Origin of the sequence: Lichenihabitans sp. Uapishka_5, from assembly GCF_033947565.1 — a bacterium.
In the GTDB taxonomy this organism is placed as follows: Bacteria; Pseudomonadota; Alphaproteobacteria; order Rhizobiales; family Beijerinckiaceae; genus Lichenihabitans.
This window is the reverse complement of sequence record NZ_JARPVX010000059.1, coordinates 1-23422: the sequence shown is the minus strand read 5'-3', so window position 1 is coordinate 23422 and position 23422 is coordinate 1. Positions and strand designations below refer to the sequence as shown.

Below are 23422 nucleotides of genomic sequence, written 5' to 3'. Positions count from 1 at the left end.
TCGATACGCCGCCTTCAAACCACCGTCGTCACCCAGTTTCCCACATAGCTCCCCAGCATCGGCGCCTCGCCGTGCACTGCCCGTCCTGCGGGGTGCGGGTCGTCGCGCCTGTGGCGGAGGCGGCGCGGGGCACGCCGTTCGGTCCACGACTGCATGCAGTGGCAACGTATCTGAAGACCTTCCAGGCGCTGTCCTACGAGCGGCTGCAGGCGGCGCTGTCCGACCTGTTCGGTTTGAGGCTGAGCCAAGGCGGCCTGATGAACCTGCTCCGCCGTGCGCAAGCGCGCTTCCGTCTCGGCCGCGAGGAGGCCGTCTCGACCCTGCGCCGGGCCGCGGTGGTCGCCTCGGACGAAACCGGCGTGCGCATCGAGGGCAGCAACGCCTATCACTGGGTCTTCCATGCGACCGAGGCCGTGGTGCACACGGCCTCCCCGACGCGCGGTGCCATCGTGGTGCGGGAGATGATGGACGGGCATCGGCCCGCAGTGTGGATCTCGGATCGCTACACGGCCCAACAGGGCCATGCGGTCGCCCACCAGACCTGCCTCGCGCATCTGGCCCGCGATGTCGCCTACGTCGTCGAGACAAGCGACGATCCGGTCCCCTGGCGCCTGCAGCTCTGGTTGCAATCCGTGTTCGCCCTGGCCGAGCGCGTCACCGATCTGGCCCCCTCGACGCTCGCCGCCAAGTGCCGAAGCCTGGATCGACAACTCGGCGCCATCCTCGGCACGCCGAGTCGCTGCGATCTGACGCGAGCCATCCAAGCCAAGATCGGCCGGGCTCGCGATCAGCTCCTGGTCTTCCTCTCCCATCCCGGGACGGTCGAACCCACCAACAACGGTTCAGAGAGGCTGCTACGCCCATCCGTGGTCCAGCGGAAGGTAACCAACGGCTACCGCGCCATGTGGGCCGCTGCGGGCGAGGCCGACATCCGGACCGTCGTCGATACCGCGCGCCTCACAGGCAGCAGTCCCTTCGCCACCATCCTCAAAACCGTCGGCGCCTAAACCCTGCTGTCATAGGGGTGGGTAATTACGCGCCAGCGCCGCCTTGGCTGTGTTCGTGAGTTGCGACAATCCCTACTCGGCGTTTTGTTACCTACTTCTGCTCGTGGTATTCGCCCCCATTGCTTGCGGGAACACGCTCTTCGGTCTCCTCCGCACGCGGACGCTGCTGATGTTGGGTGAAATCAGCTATAGCGTCTACGTGCTACACGGAGTTGTTCTGTTCGGCCTCTACACGCTGGCGCAGCCCAGCGCCTTGCTTAATGCGAGCACGCCGGGACGCCTTTTCTCGCTTCTTCTCATCGCATCGACAAGCACCGTCGCGATGGCCACGCTGGTCCACATCGCCATCGAGCGGCCTGCCCTTCGGCTTGGTCGTCGGTTCACGGCGATCAGCAGGGAGCAGGAACTCGCAGCGCCGTAACCAAGGCCTACGGCGGCTGGAGATAGCGACAAGGCTGTCTATGGTTTATAAGACACCTGATTTTAAATGATTTGTTGCCGACGTAGCAGAAGGTCTGGCATGGACGCGGATCTTTGAGCGGCGCGCATTCGGGACAGTCAAATTGTCCCCTCGTCGTTGATCTCGACGGAACGCTGCTCAGGACGGATCTGCTCGTCGAGTCCTTCTTCACCTTGTTGTCGCATCGGCCGCATGAAACCATCGGCGCCCTCCAGGCCTTGCGGCTTGGCCGGGCCGCGCTCAAGGCCAAGCTTGCGGATCAGGCAGTCTTCGAAGTCGCCAGCTTGCCGTTCAACGAAGAGGTCCTCGCCTATGTCGTGGGCGAGAAGGCAAAGGGTCGAAACATCTATCTCGCTTCGGCGTCGGACAAGCGGCTTGTCCAATCGCTCGCCGATCACCTCGGCATCTTCGATGGCGTCTTCGGCTCGGAAGACGGGGTCAACCTCGCGGGGCAGCGGAAAGCCGATCTGCTTTGCGCGATTTTCGGCGAAGGCGGTTTCGACTATATCGGTGATGCTCCGGTCGATGAGGCCGTGTGGCGGAGAGCGCGTGGCGTGTTCCTGGCCGATGCGCGGCCATCCCATCTGGACGCCGTCCGGCGGTGGGCGCCGCATGCCGAGGCGATCGGCACGCGCCGGTCGTTCGTTTCGGGTCGGGTCTGGCTCGACTACGTCCGGGCGATGCGGCTGCACCAATGGCTGAAGAACGTCCTCGTCCTTGTGCCAGCCCTGGCGGCGCATCGTCTGGGTGGGTCCTTCCTCGCGTCCGTCCTCGGGTTCATCAGCTTCAGCCTGTGCGCGTCGAGCGTCTACATCCTCAACGATCTTCTCGATCTTCGGAGCGACCGGGCCCATGCGCGCAAACGGCTGCGCCCGTTCGCGGCCGGCCGCATCCCACTCGTCAAGGGCGCGCTGTTGTTTCCGGCGCTTCTCGCGTCCTCGTTGCTCGTCGGCCTGTTTCTGCCCTGGCGATTCCTGCTGGTCCTTGTTGGCTACTACGTGCTGACCTGCGCCTATTCGTTTTGGCTGAAACGCAAGACGCTGGTCGATGTGGTGACGCTGGCCTGCCTCTACGGTACGCGCCTCGTCGCGGGCAGCGCGGCCGCCTCGATCGCTTTGTCCCCATGGCTGGTCGCCTTCTCGATCTTTATTTTCTTCTGTCTCGCCCTTGTGAAGCGTTGCGCCGAACTCGTGGACAGCAAGGCACGGGGGTGCAGCGGTTTACTGGCCGGGCGTGGCTACGCCACCGAGGATTTTCCCGTCCTGCAGGCCATGTCGACGGCGAGTGGCTTTGTTTCGGTGCTGGTTCTGGCGCTCTACATCGACAGGCCCGCGATCCGTGCGCTTTATAGCCATCCCGCCCGCCTTTGGCCGATCGCGGTGCTGCTGCTCTACTGGGTCAGCCGTACGATCCTGATGACGCATCGCGGCCTCATGCATGACGATCCCGTCGTCTTCGCGGTCAAGGATCGCACCAGCCTGCTGGTCGCCCTGGCCTGCGTCCTCCTGATGGCGGCGAGCATATGACGTCCGCCAGGCTGCGCCTCGCCGCGGTTTACGCCGTGTTTGCCGCCATCGCGGCGGGCCTGAACCTCGGGACCCAATGGTGCTGCGTCGCCTTGGCCAGTAGGATGGGGGTGCCGCTATCCATGGCGCTGTGGCCTGCCCTCGTGGTCGGGACCGGAACGGGTCTCGTGGTCAAATACGGACTCGACAAGCGTTTCATCTTCGACGACCGGTCGAAGGGTTTGAAGGCGCATGGCCGGCAATTTTCGCTATATACGCTCATGGGCCTCACCACGACCGCGATCTTCTGGGGAACCGAGTTCCTCTTCTCACGCCTCGATCCGTCTGGGCGCCTGATCTATCTCGGGGGCGCGATCGGGCTCGCGGTCGGCTATGTGGTGAAATACGAGCTCGATCGACGCTTCGTCTTCACGGGGCGCAATACGGCGGCGGACGCCCGGTGATTCTCTCGGGATGGGGCCGGTTTCCACGCGTCGAATGCCCGTTGCTCGAGGTGCGCCACGAGGCTGAAATTGCCGCCGCAATCGCAGGGTCGCGCTCCATCATCGCCCGTGGCAACGGCAGGGCTTACGGCGACGCCGCCATGAACCCGGCCGCGACGTTGTCCATGCGTCGCCTGTCGCGCCTGATTGCCTTCGATGAAGCCACGGGTCTGCTGGCTTGCGAAGCCGGGACCCTGCTTGTCGACCTCGTTCGTTTGTTTGTGCCGCGCGGCTGGTTCGTTCCCGTGACGCCGGGCACGAAGTTCGTCACCGTCGGCGGCATGATCGCAGCCGACGTGCATGGCAAGAACCACCACGTGGCCGGCGCCTTCGGCGATCACGTGCTGTGGCTCGACCTGATGGGGGCGGACGGCGCCGTGCGTCGCTGCAGCCGGGAGGTTGAGCCTGACCTTTTCTGGGCGACGTGCGGCGGCATGGGTCTGACGGGCGTCGTGCTCCGGGCGGCCTTTCATCTGGTGCGGATCGAAACCGACCTGATCCGACAGGTGACCCACAAGGCGGCGAACCTCGACGAGGCCATGACCGTGTTCGAGTCGAACGGCGACATCCCTTATTCCGTCGCCTGGATCGATTGCCTGTCCCAGGGCGAGCGGCTGGGACGGTCCCTGATTACGTTGGGGGCGCATGCGACGGCGAATGCCGTGCGGGAAGCCGGCAGGCGGCCTTTCGATGGTGCCGCGCCGAAGCGCGCCTTGCGGGTTCCCTTCGATGCACCGGGTTTCGCACTCAACCGGTGGAGCGTCAAAGCCTTCAACGCGCTTTATTATCGGCGCGGGACGCCCGGCACCGCCCTGGTGCCGATCGAAAGCTACTTCTACCCGCTGGACGGCCTCCTGGATTGGAACCGCATCTATGGGGCGAACGGCTTCGTGCAGTACCAGTTCGCCCTGCCGAAAGCGGCTGGGCGGGAGGGTCTCCGAAACATCCTCACCCGGATCGCCAAGCATGGCAGCGGCTCCTTCCTGGCCGTTCTGAAGCTGTTCGGCGCCGGTCGGGGATTCCTGTCGTTCCCCGTCGAAGGCTACACTCTCGCCTTGGACTTTCCCGCCACGGTCGCGAACTTCAACCTTCTGACGACGCTCGACGCGATGGTGGCGGAGGCCGGGGGCCGGATCTACCTAGCCAAGGATGCGCGTTCCGCTTCGGCGACGGTGCTTGGCGGCTATCCTGAACGCGCGCGGTTCTCGGCCCTGCGGGACCGGGTCGACCCCGGCCGCCGCTTCGCATCGCTGCAATCGCAAAGGCTCGGACTTTGACGGACAAGACCACGCTATCGCCCGTTCTGGTGCTCGGCGCCACCTCGGACATCGGGATGGCGGTCGCCCATCGCTGCGCCGAATCCGGCGCCGACCTCATCCTGGCGGCCCGCGCTTCCGAGCGGCTCGAAGGCGATGCGCAGGATCTCCGGCTTCGGCATCGGATCGCGGTCGATGTGGTGGAATTCGACATCCTGGCGGATGTGCCCGGCGCATGGATCGACCGGCTGCCAAGACTTCCCGAGGCTGTGGTCTGCGTCGTGGGCCTGCTCGGCGATCAGGCCGCTTCAACGCGCGACGGGGCCGCGGCCGAGCGCGTGATGACCACCAACTACGTGGCTCCCGCGCTCCTGCTTGGCGAATTCGCGAACCGGATGGAGGCGCGGGGCAGCGGCGTCATCGTCGGCGTGAGTTCCGTCGCAGGCGATCGGGGCCGGGCCAGCAACTACGTTTATGGTGGAGCCAAGGCCGGCTTTACGGCCTTTCTGTCCGGATTGCGGGCGCGCTTGTCACGCACGCCTGTTCGGGTCGTGACGCTGAAGCCCGGCTTCGTGGCCACCAAGATGACGGCCGGCATGACCTTGCCACCTCTTCTCACGGCCCAGCCCCGCGAAGTGGCCGAGGCGACCTGGAAGGCCCTCCAAGGAGGGCGTGATGTGATCTATGTGCGGCCCGTCTGGCGATTGATCATGTCCATCATCGCGATGGTGCCCGAGCCCATCTTCAAGAAGATGCGCTTTTGAAAGCCCGGTTGCATCGGCCGGGGCGGCAGCCCGTGGCGATTGACGCCCGAGCGGTTCCCAGGCCATGAGCAGCGCAGCCCGTCGAGGAGTGATCAATCCTGTCTCTGCCTGAACTCGATCGGTTTCGCGAGAAGCCGTTGGTCGTCTTCGCTCAGGTCCACTACCTGGATGTTTGGCGCAAGATCGGGGCGTCGCTGGCGCGCCGCATGAGCGTGCCCTTCGATCTGGTGGTGACGACGTCGCACGATCCCGCCTCGATCTTCAGGCCGCGGACGCGTCACTTACGCTCGTTCCGCGTGCAGGTCGTCGAAAATCGGGGACGGGACGTGCTGCCGTTCCTGCGGGCCCTGGCCGAGGCGCCCGATTTCGAGATCGGTCTCAAGATCCATACGAAGAAGTCGCCGCAGCGGGCAGATGGTGCCCAGTGGCTCGCCCTGCTGCTTGCCTCGCTGCTGCCCTCCAAGCGGGGCGTGCGGGACATCGTTGCCCGCATGGCGGCCGATCCCCGGATCGGCTTCGTGGCACCGCACGGCTTCTGCCTTCCCGTGAAGCCCTGGGTGCTGCAGAACGGCGCCGCCATGGAGGCCGTGATGGCCGACATCGGCCACAGCCTGTCAGACGCCGATATGGTCGATGCTTATTTCGCGGCGGGCAACATGTTCTGGTTCCGTCGCGACGCACTCGGGATGCTGGCGGCCGAGAGCCTACCCGCCTTGTTCGAAAGCGAGGCGGCGCAACTGGACGGCACGGTCGCCCATGCGATGGAACGCGTCTTCCCGGTGGAGGCGCGGCGGCAGGGTTACCTCACCGTCGCGATGCCGGCCTTACTGGCATCGGATCCCGCACAACCGGCGGCGGCGATCATCACGGCCACGCGCCTGCACACGGAAGAGCCTAACTTCCTGTTCCCCGCGCCTTACGTCTCGCCCGCTTCGGCGGAGTTTAAACCGCCGATGCGCGAACAATTGTTGCAGGCAATCATGCCCTTTGTCGGGAGGGTGCCCCGACCGCTCCGCCGGATCGTCGGGATTGTTGTGCGCGGCGGCCGCCGCTGAGGACCCCTACCCTGGTCCGCGTTCCGCAAAGATTTCGTTGAGGCGTGTCGCAACAATGCGTCCGACGGTTTCGGGCCCATAGCGCGATTCCACGAAGGATCGACCGGCGCGGGCCTTCTCGGCGGCCTCCTCAGGGTTCGAGACCACGCGGACCATGGCGGCCATGCAGGAGGCTTCGCTCGGCTCGGCCCACATCTGGTTGCTCGCGAAATGGACGTAGTCGCGCGGGCCGACCTTCCGGAGCGCATAGGACACCGGGTAACCGGTTTCTTCGGTCACGAACTCGGTGTTGCCCGAATAGCCCGTCGCGATCACGGGTTTGCCCATGGCCATCGCCTCGGCCATCCCGAGGCCGAAGCCCTCGGAGCGGTGCATCGAAACGTAGCAATCCGCGGCCTTCATCAGCGATAACAGTTCGGGCCGGGACAGGTGAGCGTCGATCACCGTGATCCGGCCATCGTGACGGGCCGCAGCCTGGATGGCTTCCCGGATCTCGGGGTGCATCGTCGAAGCGGATGATTTGACGATCAGTCCGACCGGGCTGGCAGGTTCCGGGAACGCATTGCGAAACGCGCGGATGACCGCCAACGGATTCTTGCGACTCGGGAACGAGTGATAGTCGAACGAGAACAGGAAGTAGAACCGGTCGTCCTGCAGGCCGAAATGCGCCTGCCCCTTCGACTCCCATGCCGGGATGGTGACGCAGGGCGGCACCACCGTGATCCTGCGCGGGAAGATGCTGCGAAAGCTGTCGGCCACAAAGGCGTTCGGCAGCCACAACTCATCGATGCCTTCGAGCTTGGCCACCCAGGCTTCGGGAGCCTCGCTCAACTCCCAATAGGTTCGCAGGATGTTGTAGCTCCGCGCGAAATGCTTGGGGCCGATATGGGCCAGGACGGTCGGCAGTTCGTCTGGCGTCAGGTACGCCACATTGACGGCGTGCGGCCGGATGGTGTCGTAGCGTTCGCTCATGAACGGTCCGAGATGGCGACCTTCGATGCCGAGATTGACCGGGTAGATGTTGAACGGCACGTCCGCGGCGCTCATGGCATTGGCGAGATCGCGCGACGACTGGCCCAATCCGAGTTGCCCTTCCACATAGCCGATCAGCAGCGTGGAGCCGGGCGGCGGCGGAGCGGGAAGCCGGATCCGTGAGGCCGGTTTCACCAAGCGTCGCGCCAGCGAGGATACTTGCCGCGACCTGTGGTGCAGAAACAGGCGGAGCTCGGCGGTCGTCGAGCGGCCGGCATGGAAGAAGCCTCCGCGCTCCCAATCCGCCCCGAGTTGCATCGTCAGGCGCCCTACCGTCTGGACGCGCCGGGCCGTCAATCCGCTGACCCGCCGCACCAGGCTGGTGGCCGAGGGAGGCGTCAGGGTGGCGATCGCATCCTTGTCGGCGGGGCGCAGCTTCAAGGCCTCGATGACCCGGGACGGGTCACGGGCCTGGGTGTCGCCCAAGGCGTTGTACATCCCCATCGCGCTATGCCGCAGGGTGAAGCGGCACCGGACGTCGAGAACGCCGCGCCGCCCGAGCGCCGCGCGATCCTGCAGGCTCAAGGCGAAACTCCGAGCCAGGAGGGCCACGAGATCATCGAGGTCCGGCTCATGCCCCGAGGGCGCGGCCGCAAACGTCAGCGCGTCCGGGAACGCCATCCCGGCCGTCGCGCCATAACGGCCGAACAGGCATGGGACGCCGGAGGCCTGCGCCTGAAGGACGTTGACCATCACGCCTTCGCCGCAGGATGCATCGATCATGTAATCGACGGAGCGATAGATGCCGGCCAGTTCGCTCGCCGGGAGCGGCGCCAGCACGGCCTGGACTTCCACGCCCTCGGGTTCGAACCGGAGGGTCTCCAGCGGGCCGGCGCGATAGCTGGAATCGGGCGCGCGGCCCAGGCACTCCTGCAACCCGACCCCGAGAAGGCGAAGGCGCGCCCGGCGCCCGCCCGTCTTGAACCGATGCCAGGCTTTGAGGATCACCGCGAGGGAGCGGCTTTGATGGCCGTCGACCATGGCGAGATAGGTGGTTTCATCACCCCGGACGCCGATCGGACGCCAGGGATGGAAGATGTCGGGTTCGATGCCGAGCGGCACCACCGCGGCGGCGACACCCAGGCCCGCAAAGGCAGCCCGCGTCGCCTCCGAAGTCACCAAGATGCCCCGCGCTGCCGCCCCATGCTGCCGCCAGCTGTCGGGCAACCGTACGCCCTCGAAGGGCGTGTAGAGGTAGGGTGTCGCGGGTCCGTCGGGATAGCCGATCGAGAGTTCTGGAGCTTCCCGATCGAGAAGGCCGTAGCGCTCCAGATAACGGCGCAGATCGGCGCCATAGGTTTGCGTGAGGTCCCCGGGGAAGCGGACGGAGGGCGCGAGGCTCAGGGCATGGCCGAGCAGCTTATCGGCGAAGTAGAGCTTGTTCTTGGCGATGTAGTCGGCCTTGCGGGTCGACTTCTCCTTGCCGAAGGTCGAGCTCGAATGATGTTCGATCTGGGTGCGCGGGAGATAGGCGCAGTTCCAGCCGGCCCGGCGGAGACGGAAGCCGAAGTCGGCATCTTCGTGGTAAAACCCGTATTCGTTGTCGAGGAAGCCGACCTCCTCGATCGCCGCCATACGGATCAGCACGCAGGTGAGCTCGCAGAAATCCGACTCGAGCCGTTCGCTCGCGGCCCCCGCATCCTCCAGGTCATGGAAGAAGGCGACGCGCTCGAGGCTCCACAGCACACGATACGACAGGGGCTGATGGTCGAGCGCGGGGTCGATGATGATCTGGGCCGGTGCCACGATGGCAAGCCGCGGATCCTCATCGAGCGCCGCGGCCATTTCGGCCATCACGTCGGTGCGGAAGACGATGTCGTTGTTGGCGACGCAAAGATAAGGGATGCCGCGGGACTTGGCGATCTCGGCGCCAATGTTGCAGGCTTCCGTGTAGGTGTGCGGGCGCCCGAGCTGCACGAGCTCGACGCCCGCCTCGGCGCAGATCGCGGCCGTGGCGTCGGTACTGCCCTGGTCGAGCACCACGACGCTGGCGGCCGGAAAGCGGATCGTCGGCAGCATCTGCTCGAGCAAGGCGCCGCCGTTGATCGAGGGGATGACCAGGAGGGAGCGGTGTGAGCTGTCGTGCATTCCAAACCGAGACGCGTGGCCGCCGAAGGATGCCCTCCTCGCGCGCCATGACCGAAGCCGATCGATAAGGAGCTTCAAGGCTTAGAGCAAGCCGGGAGGCTTGGGCGCACGATGGGGGAAGCCGGTCCGGCCGGCGCTGCGACATCCGTGGCTTGCGCGTTGGGGTCGCGGTTCAGGGCCTCGCGGCATGCACGCCCGAGGTCGGTCGATGCCTGCCAGCCGTTTGCGCCGGCTGGGCCAGCGCCCTTCCGGGTCGCTCGCTGCAGTCCTCCGTCAAATGGGTTAGGGTCCGAAACGACTCCGGGGCGAGTGACGGGCGCGGCTCGGACCTGATCGGCTTGTCGCAGCGAGAGGATCTCGAATGATGCATGGTCGCGCGCTCCTTTCGGCCGATGACAGATCGGCTCCGCTCGACCCGCGCCTTTGAGGTCGGCGTTCCTGTCTGGTCCTTGGCGCGGGATCGCGGAGCGGGCCGCGGAAGTGTGGAAACGTTTGCGCCCGTGGCGCCACAGCATGGGTTTTGCCGATCTGCAGGATCTTGTGCAGGAGAGTGACGGCTCTCTGGTCAGCACAGGCTTCCATCCCCGGGCAGACCTGATCAGCGATCGTGCTCGGCCGCCGAGGCGATGGTGCTGGTTGGTCTTCACGACGGCCAGCCGGGGTGAGGGCGCTACCCTGCCTCGGCTATTGGTTGGCCAGGGCGGATCGCCTGCCATTGCGCCGATCTTGCTTGGCCCGGTCAGCCGCGCTGCCCCGCCCTTGCTGCTCCGCCTGCCCGATCACGTCAGCAGCCTTCAGCTTCTGCCGGGGAACGCTCCAGGCCCAACCAACATCGCAGGCGTCCGGATCACGGAAGTCGGGAAGCTGCGTTTGCTTGCGACCCTGATGCTGGAAGATCCCCGGGCCGCCTGGCGGGCCTATCGTGCGACGCCGTCCTTCGCCCATTTCAAGACGAAGCTGATCGAAACCCGGCAAGCGCGCCAGCTTTCGACGGGTGGTCCCGACTGGCTCCACGTTTACGCGTCTGGCGAGCATCCCGGTGCCATCACCTTCGATGGGGGCACCAGCTTTGCCATCGTGCTCGACGCTGCTGGGGCCAGGGCTGCAAATCTGGATGCGGCTATGGCGAGCCTCATGGCGCAGACGTATCCGCGGTGGCAATTGGTGGTTCGCAGTCCGGCAGATCCGGCCGCCGTAGACGTCCTGCGCCAGTGGACGGCTCGCTCATCTGCGATTTCGGTCCTTGGCAGCCGCGCGGCGCGAAAGCCATCGTCGAACGCGATCGAGAGCGACGAGGCCGACTACATCCTGTTCATGGACGCAGACACCGTTCTCGAGCCGCACGCCCTCGCCCGCTTCGCGGCCGCGGCGGCCGCTGAAGATGCGGATATGGTCTATGGCGACGGCATCCTCACCGAACAGGACGGACGCTACATCGCCCTCAATGCCCTTCCCGTATTTTCCCACGAAAGTTACCTGCGATCTCCCCGTCAGTTCGGTCCCATCGTCTTGCGTGGTGCCGTCTTGCCGACGACGGATGGCCGCGATCTCTGGGTCCGTACCGACGATGTCGCGATGATACTGGGTGCCCTGGAGCATCGGCTCCGCATCGTCCATGTCCCGGATGTCCTGTTCCGCAGCTGGCCGGCCCACCGTGCGGCGGCTTCGCAGCACAGGGTGGCCGAAGCGGCCGCGCATCTCCGGCGCCTGGGGTATGCCGACGCGGTTGTCGCTCCTGCCGGGAACGGGGATGTGTTCGCGGTTCGCCGTCACGCGCGACACGACGGCAAGGTCCTGGCCATCGTCCCCACGAAGAACCGGCGCGCGCTTTTGGAGACATGCGTCGCGTCCCTTGGGGCAACGACGCGAACCGGTCAGGTCGACATCGTGATTGTCGACCACGAGTCGACGGAGGCGGACACCCTGGCGTATCTGGACCAGGTCTCTCGAAGCGGTGTGAAGGTGCTGCGGCACGGAGGGCCGTTCAATTACAGCACCCTCAATAACGCGGCGGTCTCACGGTTTGGAGGGGGCTACCCCTTTTATCTTTTCCTCAACAACGACATCGAGGCGGAAACCGAAGGCTGGCTCGACGCCATGCTCGATCTTGTTCTGCAACCGGACGTCGGCGTGGTGGGTGCGACGCTCCTGTATCCTGATCGCCGCATCCAGCATGCGGGCGTGGTGGTCGGCATGGTGGGGGCCGCCGAGCATGCCTACCGATTTGCGCGCCTGGACGATTACCTGCACCTGCGGCAGGGTCCGCATCTGACGCGCCAATACAGCGCCGTGACGGGAGCCTGCATGCTGGTGAGCGCTGCCGCCTTCTCGGCGGTCGGAGGTTTCGACGAGAAACTCGCGGTCGGGTTCAACGACATCGATCTCTGCCTGCGCATCGGCGCAACGGGGCACCGCATCCTGCAATGCGCCGAGGCCGTGCTGGTCCATCACGAGTCTGCGAGCCGTGGCAAGTCGCACGACGGCCGCGACCCCCACCCTGACGACACGCGATTGTTCTACGATCGGCACGCGCGCATCCTGGAGGAAGGAGATCCTTTCTTCTCGCCCCTTCTCGATCCAACCGACGCGCTCTTCGTTCCACGGCCATTGGTCTCGAGGCAAAGCCACCTGCGCCTCAGGGCGATCGTTCACGATGCCCCGTTGCAGCGTCTCTAATGCAGGAACGGCCACAGGGATCGATGTTGTCGATCGGGGATCTGTGGCCAGTGCGCGACGTTATGGACGATGACGGTGATGTCGTAGGGGAGAACCGAGGCGTAGGGTTTGCCGCCCCAACAAAACATCCATGGCGTCACCGTCCAAGCCAGCACCAAGCCGGCGATGAGGCTGGTCGGCACCGCCTCGAGCCATGCTCGATCATAAAGCCAGTAGCATGCAATGACCGGGAAGGTAATGCAGGCGAAAACGCGCGTATTGTCGAAAACCCCTATGCTGACCACGAGGGCGCCGGCGAGCGCTGCGTATAAGGGCCACCGATGCGGCGCGGTCTTCACATCCCGCATCACGATGATCCAACCGAGGCCCAAGAGGCTTGCCAAAACGAACGGCAAGCCGAGGGCGCTCGTCGCAAAGGCCTGCCCGAGCTCGCTGAGAAACGAAACCGAACGGTCGTGGTCGAAGGTGATGTGGTTGTGCCGGACGATCATCGCCAGAATGGCTCGTCCGGTCAGCAGTCCGACGATGGCCCATGCGGCTCCGCGAAGCCGCGTCTTCTCCCCCGGACAACGCCAATACGACAGGCCCAGCGCGACAGCGAGCGCCGCGAAGCCGAGAAGACCTTGTTCGAAATGCTGCAATCCGAGTCCCAGGCCGAAGATAAAGGCGAGCCAGGGACGATGCAGGCTGGCCATGATCAGCGCCATCAGCGCGAGTGTCAGGGAGTCGTATCCGATCCAGTAAAGATGGGTCCACGATACGGGGAGGATGGCGAAGATGCAGATTGCCTTTCGCCACTCCTCCAAAGGCAATGTCCGGTACAGCGATAAGCCGACGGTCAAGAGGAACAGGCACGAAAATCCGACGTGAAGCAGCGTGAATGGCCATTGGCCGGAAATGCCGACGCTATAGGCGATGAATGGTCCCAGCCAATTGGTGAAAAGGATCTGTGCGGATCCGGTGTAGGGATTCGCGAAAGGATCAAGCGCCAGCGTATTGAGGGATGAAATGCTTGGTATCGTCCAGACGCCCGCGCGCAAGAATTCGAGCAGCAGCAAGCATGCCACGAGCCCTGCAGGGCGCATTTGCCTAATGCGCCGTTCTGTGGCCGAGAAGACGTCCATGATCAGGCGATGCCATTCGATTTGAGGATCGAGGTCCAGCCGGGCGATGGTCTTGGAAATAGGGTAACATTGCAACGCAGGGGCATGCATCGACGATGCTCAGGGCAAATTACACGGGGATAAATTTGGCTTCTTCACAGGTCGGAGATGCATAGCTTCCGTAAGCTGACCGGAGCGATCGACCCGCTGGCCCTCGTGGTCATGGCCGCTACGTTTCTCGTCCTCGCACCCCTGTATCCCACCTTCCCCGCCCTCGGCTTGGACGCCGCATGGGCCTACGGGATGTCCTATGCGACCGGCGCGGGCTTGCGTCTCGGCCACGATCTTCTGTGGACCTATGGCCCCCTCGGGACGCTGTTCGACGGCGCGTACAATCCGCTAAATTACGGCCGGACCCTCTTGTTCGCAGGGCTCCTCAGTGCCGCTTTGACGATCGGATTTGCGCGCATCGCCCATCCGCGCGCGGGTGTTCTGCTCCTGCTGCTGCCGGTCATCGTGGCGCGGGAATTGATGTTCGATGCCCTGGCGGCGTCGCTGGCCGTCGTGTTTCTGCTGGTCGTGACATCGAAGGATCGGGATCGATCCTGGGCGGCGGTTCTGGCCGGGCTCGCCTTCACCTTGGGAATGCTGGCCGACATCAAAGGCAGTTACGTCATTCCCGCCGCCGTCGGGGGCGGCCTCGGGTGCTTTCACCTTCTGCTGCTGCGCCACCTCCGCATCGTCCTGCTCGTGATGGGCTGCGCCTTGCTGGGGTTAGTGATGCCTTGGCTGGTCATGGGGCAAGGTTTGAGCGATCTGCCGTCCTACCTCGGCGTGCAATTCGTCTTCATGTCCGGGTTCTCGGCCATGGCGCAGCCGGGCCCTGGTGCGCCGATCGGGGTTTATTGGCTCGCCGTCGTCATCCTGGCAGGGTTTGCCGTCGCGGGCGCGCCACGGGGCCGCTGGACCGTGACGGCGGGCCTTCTGCTCACCGCCTTCTTCGTGTTCAAGGCCGGCTTCGTCCGCCAGGATGGTCATACATTTTTCGCCGCGGCCTTCCTGCTGTTCAGCGGATTGGCGCTATGCTTTGCGTCTCGCGGCTGGGTCGGCGTGGTTCCCCTTCTCGCCGGGTTCATCGGATGTCACGCGATCGACGGATCCGGGCCTTTGGCGATGCTGCGACGAGCCGCGATCGTGACGGCGCAAAACCTGGATGGCATGCATCTTGGTCCTAGCTTCCCGCAGATCTATGCGGATGCACAGCAGGCCATTCGCCAAGCCAAACCCTTGCCGGCCACCACAGGGACGGTCGATCTGTATAACCTCGACACCGCCGTCGTCCTCGCCTCGAACAAACCCTGGAATCCCAGACCGGTGTTCCAGAGCTATCAGGCCTACACGCCCTTTCTGGCAGGGGTGAACCGAGATCACCTCCTCGGCCCAAAGGCGCCAGACACCATCTTCTTCGATCCGGCGACGATCGACGCCCGGTATCCCGCATTCGACGATGCGCTGAGTTGGCCCGTCATCGTCGCCCGCTACCGGTTCCGCGCCATGGCGAACGCGCTCGCGGTGCTCGACAAGCGCCCTGAAGCACTGCCGGAGCGACATGATGCGCCGATCGGCCAGACGGTGGCCCGTCTTGGAGACGACATCCCTGTGCCGGCCGGGCGGGTATGGGCCTCGATCGATACGGCCCAAACGTGGCGCGGCCGCGCGTTGAGCGTGCTGTTCCGATCGGCGGGTCTCGATCTGGAGGTCAGCTATGGCGATGGGCACAAGCGTGTGTTCCGCTTGGTCGCGCCGATCGCGCGCGGCGGGTTCCTGTTGTCGCCGACGATCGACGATGCCTCCAGCTTCGTAGCCCTGTTGCAGGGCCACGAATCCGATCCGGCGTCCCGTGCCGTCAAGGCCATCCGCGTTCTGGCATATGGCTCAGGTAAGCGGGATTGGCAGAACAGCGTGACGGTGCGGTTCTTTCGCTTTTCACCCACCTCCGAGCCGGCCGGAGCACTCTGACAGGAACGGCGTCCCGTGTATCCGCAGCACCGGCTATCATCTTCGCCGAAGCCAAGCCGCAACCCTGGATCGCGATAACAACTCGGCGGAGCCGAGCGATCGGTGCACCGCTCAGAGCCAGTAAACCAGCCGTGCCCGGAAGCGCGCGAAGAACGGCAGGGCTACGGCGGCCAGGATGACGACGGAGGCGCAGGCCGCGATGTAACTTTGCACCGGCGGGACGTGACCGAGCAGCGGCTCGGAAACGATGCGGAGCAGCGACGCGAAGGGATTGAGGAGCACCACGAGCTCCCTGCCGCCCGTGAGCTGGTCGGCCCGCCACATAATCGGGGTGATGAAGAAGAACAGCTGCATCGCGTTCTGCACGATTTGCGGCAGGTCTCGGAAGCGGGTCGCGAGCACCCCGAGCATCAACGTGAGAAAAAACAGAGCTGCCAGCACGATTGCAAGGCCCGGGATGGCCAGCAGGATCGTCCATGACGGACGCACCAAAAAGATCAGGAAAGCCAGCGGCACGATGAGAATGTTGTGGGCCAGCACGATCAGGTTGCGCACCAGCAAGCGCAGCACGAACACGGTTCGCGGCAGGGCGTCCTGTCGCATGAAGACGGCCGCCTGGGTGAACACGGTCGAGCTGTCGCTGATCATGCCGGAGATCAGCGTCCAGACCGTGATGTTCACGGCAAGGAACGGCAGGTAATCCTGCATCGGCTGGTTGAACAGCGTGCTGTAGACGAGCCCGATGCCACCGATGAAGATGGCCATGCTGAGCGTGATCCAGAACTGCCCGAACTTGGATCGGTTGTAGCGGAGCCGGATGTCGTTGGTGCCGAGCAGCATCCAGAGGTCGTGCGCCGCGAACCCGCCGACCAGGTCGCGCGTTGCGAGATCCCAATCGCGACGCTTCGGGCGGAGTGACGATACGAGGCTACTCAAGATGGGCACGGCCTAGGCGTCGAGCGATCTCGAGTCCGGTGACGCCGGTGCCGAACCTGCCGCATCGCGGATGAAGCGGCTTATAGGGCGGGGGGGGAACAGCGTCAAACCTCGCTGGTGACCCGCATCGAGGCTGTCTGATCCCGCACCGCGCCCGGCAGGCCGAGCCCGCGTTCGAGCCGTCAGGCGACTGGATTGCGGCCTTCCCAGGCTCCCGACACCAGGAAATGCTGAAGGGGGTCGACCCCGGCCGCCGCGACGTCCCCGTTCGCGGCCTCGTATCCGGTCGTGCTGAAAGCCGCGGAAGGGTCACGCCCTTCGTGCCATCCCGAAGCCTCGTAATGCAGCAGCGGATCGACGCCGGCGGCTGCCACGTCGGGGTTGCGCAGCTCGTAAAGCGCGGTCGAGAAATCCGCCGAGGGATCCCGTCCCTCGCGCCATCCGGTCTGGTCGTAGTGCGTCACCGGATTGACCCCGGCGCTCGCCACGTCGGGGTTGGTGTCGAGATATCCATTCGTGGAGAACAACGGATCGGGATTGCGCCCTTCGTGCCAGCCGCTGTTGTTGTAATGCGTCACCGCCGACGCGCCGGCCGCCTCGACGTCCTGGTTGGCCTGGAGGTAATAGGGCACGTCGATCAGCGGCGATGGGAAATCGTCCTGGTACACCCAGCTTCTGATCTGGGCCGCGGCCGCGGCGGTGATCTGCGTGCTGTAGCCGTTTGTGCCATCCCCGGATGACACGAGGCCGATCACCCGCGCCAGTCCGTTCTGTTCTTGCCAAAGCGGGCTGCCACTCGAACCCGGGGCCGTGTCGACGCCATCCAGCAGGCTGTAATTGGGGTCCTTGGTCACGGTCTCGCTGATCGTTACCTGAGCCCCGCCACCCGTCCCAGGGTAGCCGGTCACATTCACCGGGCCGCCATTGACGTCGGACGCAAGCTGCATCGTGCCTGCCGAAACCGGCCGGCTCAGATGGATCACGGCATAGTCGGATTGCGAGCTGGCCAGGCTGATTAGGTCGTTGGCGTCGCTCACGGCATTGTAGTGGAAGCTCGTGCCCGTCACGACCCCATAGGGTTCCGAACCGTTGTTATAGCCGGGCGCCACATAGATCGACGTCGCCGTCCCGACCCCCTCAGTGTAGACCACGTGCGAGGCCGTGAGCAGTTCGTCGGGCGAGATCAGCACGCCAGAGGCCTCAAAGGTCTGCCCTCCGATCGTATCCTGTACCAGCGCGATCGTTCCGTAGGGATAGTCGGCGGTACTCGACATGCAAGGCACCCGTGATGAGATCTGTTTAAGAACTTATGAGGACACATGGCTGTCCGGCAAGGCGTTTTAGCTTCGTGTCGGCTCTTTCGTGCGTCGCGATCCGTATCGTCGCGACAGGTCGCCGGACCTCGGTTGGGGCGCCGCTTCGGCAGCCTTGGCTAACGCTCATGCAAGGCTTCCGACCCGACCTGGGTGAGCGGCGAAAGGACGTAGTCGATGAGACGCTGGCGATCCGTCTTGATCTCCGCCGTCACACTCATCCCCGGCGTCAGCGGAACCGCGAGCGCACCAGCCTGGAACACCCGATCCGGAAGCGCGATCGTGATCGGGAAGACGAAGCGCTGCCCTTCGGGATCGTTCGTGCCGACCGACGCGGCGCTGCTGGCGAGGCTCGTCTCGTTGGCCTGCATGCGGCGCGCCTCGCCTTGATCGATGGCGTTATTGGCGATGCTCCGCACAGTGCCGGTCAGGGTTCCATAGCGGGTGAACGGAAAAGCATCGAGCTTGACCACGACCTCCTGGCCCGGCTTGATGAAGCCCACATCGGCGTTGTCGACGAAGGCCTGCACCTCGAGCCCGCCTTCGCTCGGCACGATGATCATCAGATCCTGGCCGGTGGTGACCACCTGACCGACGGTCGTCACGGCCAGCTTCTGCACGATGCCGTCGATCGGGGCCAGCAAGGTGGTGCGGTCCAGGCGCGCTTCGGCCTTGGCGAGGATCTCGCGATAGGCATCGGCCTTGTCGACGGCCTGATCGCGCTTGGCTGCATTGTCGGCCCTCGTTTCTGCAACGGCCTTGTCCCTGCCGCCCTCCAAGGTCGTCAGCGCGGCTTCCGCTTCGCCACGGGCGCCCTTGTCGGCGACAAGGCTCGCTTCCGCCTTTTGGTGGTCCTGCACCGCATCGATCAAGCTCGACCGCGTGCCGGCATCGTGGGCGACCAGCGTTTGCCGCATGGTGACCCGCTCCTGCGCCGTGGCGATCAGGGCCGTGTCGCTCGTGATCTGATCGTCCAGGCGCTTCAGGGTGGCGCGCTTCTCGGCCGCCTGCTCGTCGAAGGACCGTAGGGTCTCGTGGAAGCGGATAATATCGGCGCCCAGGGTTTCCGTTTCGCGCTGTTGGAGCTCGGCGGGGACGCGTGGATCCCAGGCGATGGCGGGAACGCCGACGCCCGGCGTTTCCCCGGCAGCGGCGCGCAGGGCCGCCCCATAACGCGCGGCATCAGCCAGGGCGACCGACAAGCTTTGGCGCGCCTGAGTGGCGTCGGCCTCTGCCTCGGTCCGATCGAAGGCCACCAAAGCATCGCCCCGATGCACGATGGCGCCGTCCTCGACAAAAACGCGGGCCGTCCGGCCCGGCTCGAGCGGCTCGATGACCTTGTTGCGTCCCTTCGGCTCGATCTTGCCCTTCGCCACGGCCTCGATGTCGACGCGTCCAAAACACGACCACGCCGCCGCGAGCGCCACGAAACTGCAGACGGTGAGCATCAGCACGCGGCGCAGCGGAGAGGCGGGCGTTTCCAGCACCTCGAGCGCGGCAGGCAGGAATTCCCGGTCGTTGTGGAAGCGGAGCCGCGCCCTCATGGGGCCGCCTGCCCGTTCTGCAGCGCCAACAGCCGGGCATAGATCCCGTTCGGACGCTCAAGGAGGTCGGCATGCGCGCCTTCCTCGACGATGCGGCCGCGATCGATGGCGACGATCCGGTCGCAGCCCCGCACGGCGGCGAGCCGATGCGCCACGATGATCACGGTGCGGCCCCGCACGATGGCCCGCATGTTGTCCTGGATGATGCGCTCGCTTTCATAATCGAGCGCGCTCGTGGCCTCGTCGAGGATGAGGATGCGCGGGTCGGTCGCGAGCGCCCGCGCGATGGCGATGCGTTGCCGCTGTCCTCCGGAAAGGTTGGCGCCGCGTTCCTCGACGAGCGTGTCGTAGCCTTGCGGCAGGGCGGCGATGAACGGGTGAGCCCCGGCGAGCTCCGCCACCTGCAGGACGCGGCTGCGCGGCAGGCCCGGGTTCGCGAGAGCGATGTTTTCGTGGATCGTGCGATTGAACAGCATGTTGTCCTGCAGCACGACGCCGATCTGGCGCCGGAGCCAGCCCGGATCGAGCTGAGCCGCATCATTGCCGTCGAGCAGGACTTGGCCCTCCTCGGGCGAGCACAGCCGCTGCACCAGCTTGGTCAGGGTGGACTTGCCCGAGCCGGAGGGTCCGACGACCCCGAGCACCTCACCCGGCCGGATATCGAGGCTGACATCCCGCAGGATCGGAGGCCCGTCGGGCCGGTACCGAAAGGTGACGTGCCGGAAGCTGATGCCGCCGCGCAATGGCGGCAGCGACTGAAGCGCCGCAGGCGCCCGTTCCATGGGCGCGTCGAGGATGTCGCCGAGGCGCTCCACCGAAACCTGCACCTGCTGCACGTCCTGCCAGAGCTGCGACAGGCGCAGGATCGGCTGCACGACCTGGCTTGCGATCATGTTGAAGGCGATCAGTTGACCGACCGTCATGTGGCCGCTGATCACCGCCTGGGCGCCCAGGAAGATGATGGCCACGGTTGTGACCTTGCTGACCGTGCGGATCAGGTTCTGGCCGATCGTGCCCAGCATGGAGGCGTCGAAGGCCGTGCCCACGTAGGCGGCCAGGCGCTCCTCCCACTGCATCTGCATCAAGGGCTCGACCGCGGCGGCCTTGAGGGTCTGCGCGCCCACCACGGCCTCCACCAGAAACTGCTGGGATTTGGCACCCCGGTCGAATTTTTCCTTGATGCGGTCCCGCAGCAAGGGCCGGATCAGGATCGCCAGGATCACATAGGCCGGAATCGAGGCGAGCACGACGATCGTCAGCGGCACCGAATAGCCGAACAGCACCAGGATGAACAACAGCGTGAAGACGAGGTCGAGCGCCGCCGTCAGGCCCTGGCCGGTGAGGAAGCTGCGGATCGTCTCGAGTTCCCGCACGCGGGCGACCGTCTGCCCGGCGGGGCGCGTCTCGAAATAGCTGAGGGGCAGGCGGAACAGGTGACTGAAGAGGCGGCGGCCGAGTTCGACGTCGATCCGGTTCGTCGTGTGGGCCAGCGTATAGGTCCGGAGATAATCGAGGAGGCCCTCGAACAGGCTGAGCACCAGCATGCCGAGCACGATGACCACCAGGGTCGAGGTGCCTTTATGGACCAGAACCTTGTCAACCACGAGCTGGAAGAACAAGGGTGTGACAAGGCCGAAGATCTGCAGGAAAAACGAGGCCAGAACCACATCGCCGAGCGGCTTCCGGTAGCGCCATATCGAGGGCAGGAACCAGCGCAGCCCGAAAGGGCGGCGCTCGGCGCCGGCGCCGCCGAACCGCCGTGTGACCAGCACGGCCGTCCCGTCCGACCAGGCCAGGACCTCGTCGAGGGCGATGTCGCGGGCCGTGCCGAGGACCGGGTCGATCAACCGACGCCGGGCCTTGTCCCGCGTCGCGACCAGGATGGCGTAGTCGCCATCGGTCGACCGCAGGATGGCCGGCAGGGGAAGCTGGTGCAGGCGATGCGCCGTGAGAGGCGCGATGGCACGCGCCCGCAAGCCCACGCGCCGGGCGCCGAGCACGATGTCGTCGTGTCCGCCCCGCCTGCCGCCGAGCGCGAGATCGTGGTGCAACTGCCCGGGATCGACGGCGATCTGGAAATGCCCGGCAACCGCCGAAAGCGCCACGAGCGCCGCATCCCAGGCGCTTGCCTGATGTCCGCGTCCGGGCCCGTCGGTGGTGTTCATGAAGGCGGGACAACCTGAGCGGTCAGTAAGGGATCCACGATGGCGCGTGATAAAGCCTCAAGGGGGCGTCGCGCCCCGAGATGCCGATCATCCGCTCACGCAGAGACCTTATGCGGCGACCCGTGACTCCGTCCAGCGTCGCGGTCGAGCATCGTGCCCGCGCCCGCCGCGAATTGGTCTTCCAAGGCGATCAAAGGGGCTGCGGCGCATTCGAATGCCCTCTGCGCCTGCAACGTCCCGCGCGTCCGATCCGCCTGCCCGGCTCAAGGCAGGAACGGCATCAGAGCTTCGAATTGGTCCGTCAGCTCAGCCGCTGGCGACTTGCCCGACAGGGCTTGTTTGAACCGGTCGAACCGAACGTCCACGACGGAGATCACGCTGTCCTGCACAGCATCGATGTCGCCGTGCAGCGCGGGGTCGCGCGACACCAGGGCTGTGACGAGGCCGAGGACGGCGCCGCAATAAAGATTCGGCGCCAGCATCATCGGGGGCGAGGCGCCCGCGCCCGAGGACACATCGATCTTGCGGATGGGGCGCGCCTCTGCCAGGGCCAGCGTCAGGCTGGCGCAGGCCGCTGCGATGGACGACCCCGGGCCGTTGCCCTGGCGCGCCTGGAATCCGTCCTGCGCCCGGTCGAGCGCATGTTCGGACACGAGGGCGTTGCGGATGGCATGGGCGGCCAGCAGGCGCTTGTAGGGCTCGTACAACAGGTCGGAAAAGGAAGCGTCGGGGGCCAGAAAGGCGTCGATCGACACGGCGATGTGGCCACCCCTCCCCTGCGGCCGGACGACGTCGGCCGCGAGGCTTTCGACCTGCGTCAAGATCCCGTCGACGGCCCGCAGGGCCGGTGTGCCGACGACCGACCCCGCCGCGATGAAGGGCGCCAGTTCGATGCTGGCCACGGATTTCGGCAGCGCGGCCCCGGGGGTCTCCACCTCGGCGCGGATCGTGTAGCGCACGGTGCGGATGCCGTCCTTGATCGCGTGAAGCACGTGATCGGTGGAACGCCGCACAAGCTTGTCCTTCTGCCCCATCGACTCCACCCCAAGCCCCGCGATCCGTCCATCCTTATCGTTGCAATATGGCAAATCAAGCAGCGTCGCGGACGCGGGGGGGAGCCCGTTATCCGGCGAGACCGAAGCCGAGGATCGCCGCCACGGTTTCGGGCGCCTCGAGGTGCGGCATGTGGCCGACGCCGGGGATCAGGTGCGCCGCCACCAGGGGCGGCAGGGCGGCGGCATGCCGGGGCGGAATGATCCGGTCCGCGGTGCCGAACACCACGCGAACCGGGATGCGCAGTTTGGCAAGGTCGGCGCGCGTCGAGAACGCCTGCGTGCCGTCGGGGAACAAGGCCGCCGCGAGACGTCGCTGGGCCGCCACGAGGCCGGTGCCGTCGCGCCCCTTCAGCGTGGCCCGCACGAAGGCGGGCGTGATGGCCCGCGGATCGGCCACCAGCTCTGCCATCCAGGGTGCCAGGGCGGCTTCCGATGTTGCGGCCAGAAAACCGTCGATGAAGCCGCCGTTGATGTCCGGCCCGAGGCCCGCCGGCGCGATCAGCACCAGGGAGCGGATGTCGACCTCCCCGCGCGCCGCGATCGCCGTCATCACGGCACCGCCGAGCGAATGCGCCACCACGTCGATGCCGTCGAGCCCGTTGAGCGCCGCTTCGGTGGCGCCCACGAGGTCGTCGAAGCTCGCGATGCCGTTCAGCGGCGTCGATCCATGACCCGGCAGGTCAAGGCCGTGCACGGGCCGCCCCAGCGACTGCCCTTGCAGGAACGGCCGCCAGCCATTGGCCTCGGCGCCGAAGCCGTGAACCAGCACCAGCGGTCGTCCCTGGCCGGCGCGCAGGCGCTTGAGGCCGACCCCGACGGATGTCGGAGCCGCGGCAGCGGGCTGCGCCACGGGGACCGGAGGGAGCGCCGCGGGTTCGGGCAGGCGGCGCGGCGGCGCCGGAGTTTCGATTGCGGGTTCGGCTTGCGTGCGGGGCCGCATC

At 65.8% G+C, this 23422-nt stretch carries 17 protein-coding genes; 9 read left to right on the top strand and 8 right to left on the bottom strand.

The window, feature by feature from the left end:
* The 7 genes from tnpC to P7D22_RS16800 all read left to right on the top strand — a co-directional run.
* On the top strand, positions 1-1007 hold a 1007-nt coding region (gene tnpC / locus P7D22_RS16830), incomplete at its 5' end, for an IS66 family transposase (protein WP_319935414.1).
* A 169-nt stretch (positions 1008-1176) separates the two neighbouring features.
* Positions 1177-1428: a hypothetical protein gene (locus P7D22_RS16825; RefSeq protein ID WP_319935413.1), complete on the top strand. Its 252-nt coding sequence runs from the start codon at positions 1177-1179 to the stop codon at positions 1426-1428.
* Positions 1429-1541: 113 nt separating this feature from the next.
* On the top strand, positions 1542-2993 hold the full coding sequence (locus tag P7D22_RS16820) for a UbiA family prenyltransferase (protein WP_319935412.1): 1452 nt from the start codon (positions 1542-1544) through the stop codon (positions 2991-2993).
* A complete protein-coding gene (locus tag P7D22_RS16815; protein WP_319935411.1) occupies positions 2990-3436 on the top strand; it encodes a GtrA family protein in 447 nt (148 codons plus the stop codon). Before P7D22_RS16820 ends, P7D22_RS16815 begins: the two co-directional genes overlap by 4 nt.
* On the top strand, positions 3433-4752 hold the full coding sequence (locus tag P7D22_RS16810; protein ID WP_319935410.1) for an FAD-binding oxidoreductase: 1320 nt from the start codon (positions 3433-3435) through the stop codon (positions 4750-4752). The genes P7D22_RS16815 and P7D22_RS16810 overlap by 4 nt, the downstream gene beginning before the upstream one ends.
* Positions 4749-5495, top strand: a complete 747-nt coding sequence (locus P7D22_RS16805; protein WP_319935409.1) for an SDR family oxidoreductase — start codon at positions 4749-4751, stop codon at positions 5493-5495. Before P7D22_RS16810 ends, P7D22_RS16805 begins: the two co-directional genes overlap by 4 nt.
* A gap of 137 nt (positions 5496-5632) precedes the next feature.
* The gene (locus tag P7D22_RS16800) at positions 5633-6550 is read left to right on the top strand and encodes a rhamnan synthesis F family protein (RefSeq protein WP_319935408.1); all 918 of its coding nucleotides are present in this window, start codon (positions 5633-5635) and stop codon (positions 6548-6550) included.
* A 6-nt stretch (positions 6551-6556) separates the two neighbouring features.
* On the opposite strand, the gene P7D22_RS16795 is transcribed toward P7D22_RS16800, so the two are convergent.
* A complete protein-coding gene (locus P7D22_RS16795; protein WP_319935407.1) occupies positions 6557-9670 on the bottom strand; it encodes a glycosyltransferase in 3114 nt (1037 codons plus the stop codon).
* A 513-nt stretch (positions 9671-10183) separates the two neighbouring features.
* On the opposite strand from P7D22_RS16795, the gene P7D22_RS16790 reads away from it, so the two are divergent.
* On the top strand, positions 10184-12346 hold the full coding sequence (locus P7D22_RS16790; protein WP_319935406.1) for a glycosyltransferase family 2 protein: 2163 nt from the start codon (positions 10184-10186) through the stop codon (positions 12344-12346).
* On the opposite strand, the gene P7D22_RS16785 is transcribed toward P7D22_RS16790, so the two are convergent.
* Positions 12343-13560 carry a hypothetical protein gene (locus tag P7D22_RS16785; protein WP_319935405.1) on the bottom strand — a complete coding sequence of 406 codons (1218 nt, stop codon included), beginning with the start codon at positions 13558-13560 and terminating at the stop codon, positions 12343-12345. The two genes, P7D22_RS16790 and P7D22_RS16785, sit on opposite strands and share 4 nt — an antisense overlap.
* A 57-nt stretch (positions 13561-13617) precedes the next feature.
* Between P7D22_RS16785 and P7D22_RS16780 the strand changes: the two genes are divergently transcribed.
* Positions 13618-15468 carry a hypothetical protein gene (locus P7D22_RS16780; protein ID WP_319935404.1) on the top strand — a complete coding sequence of 617 codons (1851 nt, stop codon included), beginning with the start codon at positions 13618-13620 and terminating at the stop codon, positions 15466-15468.
* A 111-nt stretch (positions 15469-15579) separates the two neighbouring features.
* On the opposite strand, the gene P7D22_RS16775 is transcribed toward P7D22_RS16780, so the two are convergent.
* The 6 genes from P7D22_RS16775 to P7D22_RS16750 all read right to left on the bottom strand — a co-directional run.
* The gene (locus P7D22_RS16775) at positions 15580-16413 is read right to left on the bottom strand and encodes an ABC transporter permease (RefSeq protein WP_319935403.1); all 834 of its coding nucleotides are present in this window, start codon (positions 16411-16413) and stop codon (positions 15580-15582) included.
* A gap of 173 nt (positions 16414-16586) precedes the next feature.
* Positions 16587-17678 carry a trypsin-like serine peptidase gene (locus tag P7D22_RS16770; protein ID WP_319935402.1) on the bottom strand — a complete coding sequence of 364 codons (1092 nt, stop codon included), beginning with the start codon at positions 17676-17678 and terminating at the stop codon, positions 16587-16589.
* Positions 17679-17836: 158 nt separating this feature from the next.
* On the bottom strand, positions 17837-19261 hold the full coding sequence (locus P7D22_RS16765) for an HlyD family type I secretion periplasmic adaptor subunit (protein WP_319935401.1): 1425 nt from the start codon (positions 19259-19261) through the stop codon (positions 17837-17839).
* Positions 19258-21426, bottom strand: a complete 2169-nt coding sequence (locus P7D22_RS16760) for a type I secretion system permease/ATPase (RefSeq protein ID WP_319935400.1) — start codon at positions 21424-21426, stop codon at positions 19258-19260. Before P7D22_RS16760 ends, P7D22_RS16765 begins: the two co-directional genes overlap by 4 nt.
* 263 nt (positions 21427-21689) lie before the next feature.
* Positions 21690-22439, bottom strand: coding sequence for a hypothetical protein (locus tag P7D22_RS16755; RefSeq protein ID WP_319935399.1), 750 nt, complete (start codon positions 22437-22439; stop codon positions 21690-21692).
* 109 nt (positions 22440-22548) lie between these two features.
* Positions 22549-23422, bottom strand: an 874-nt coding sequence (locus P7D22_RS16750) for an alpha/beta fold hydrolase (RefSeq protein WP_319935398.1), incomplete at its 5' end; no start/stop codon positions are given.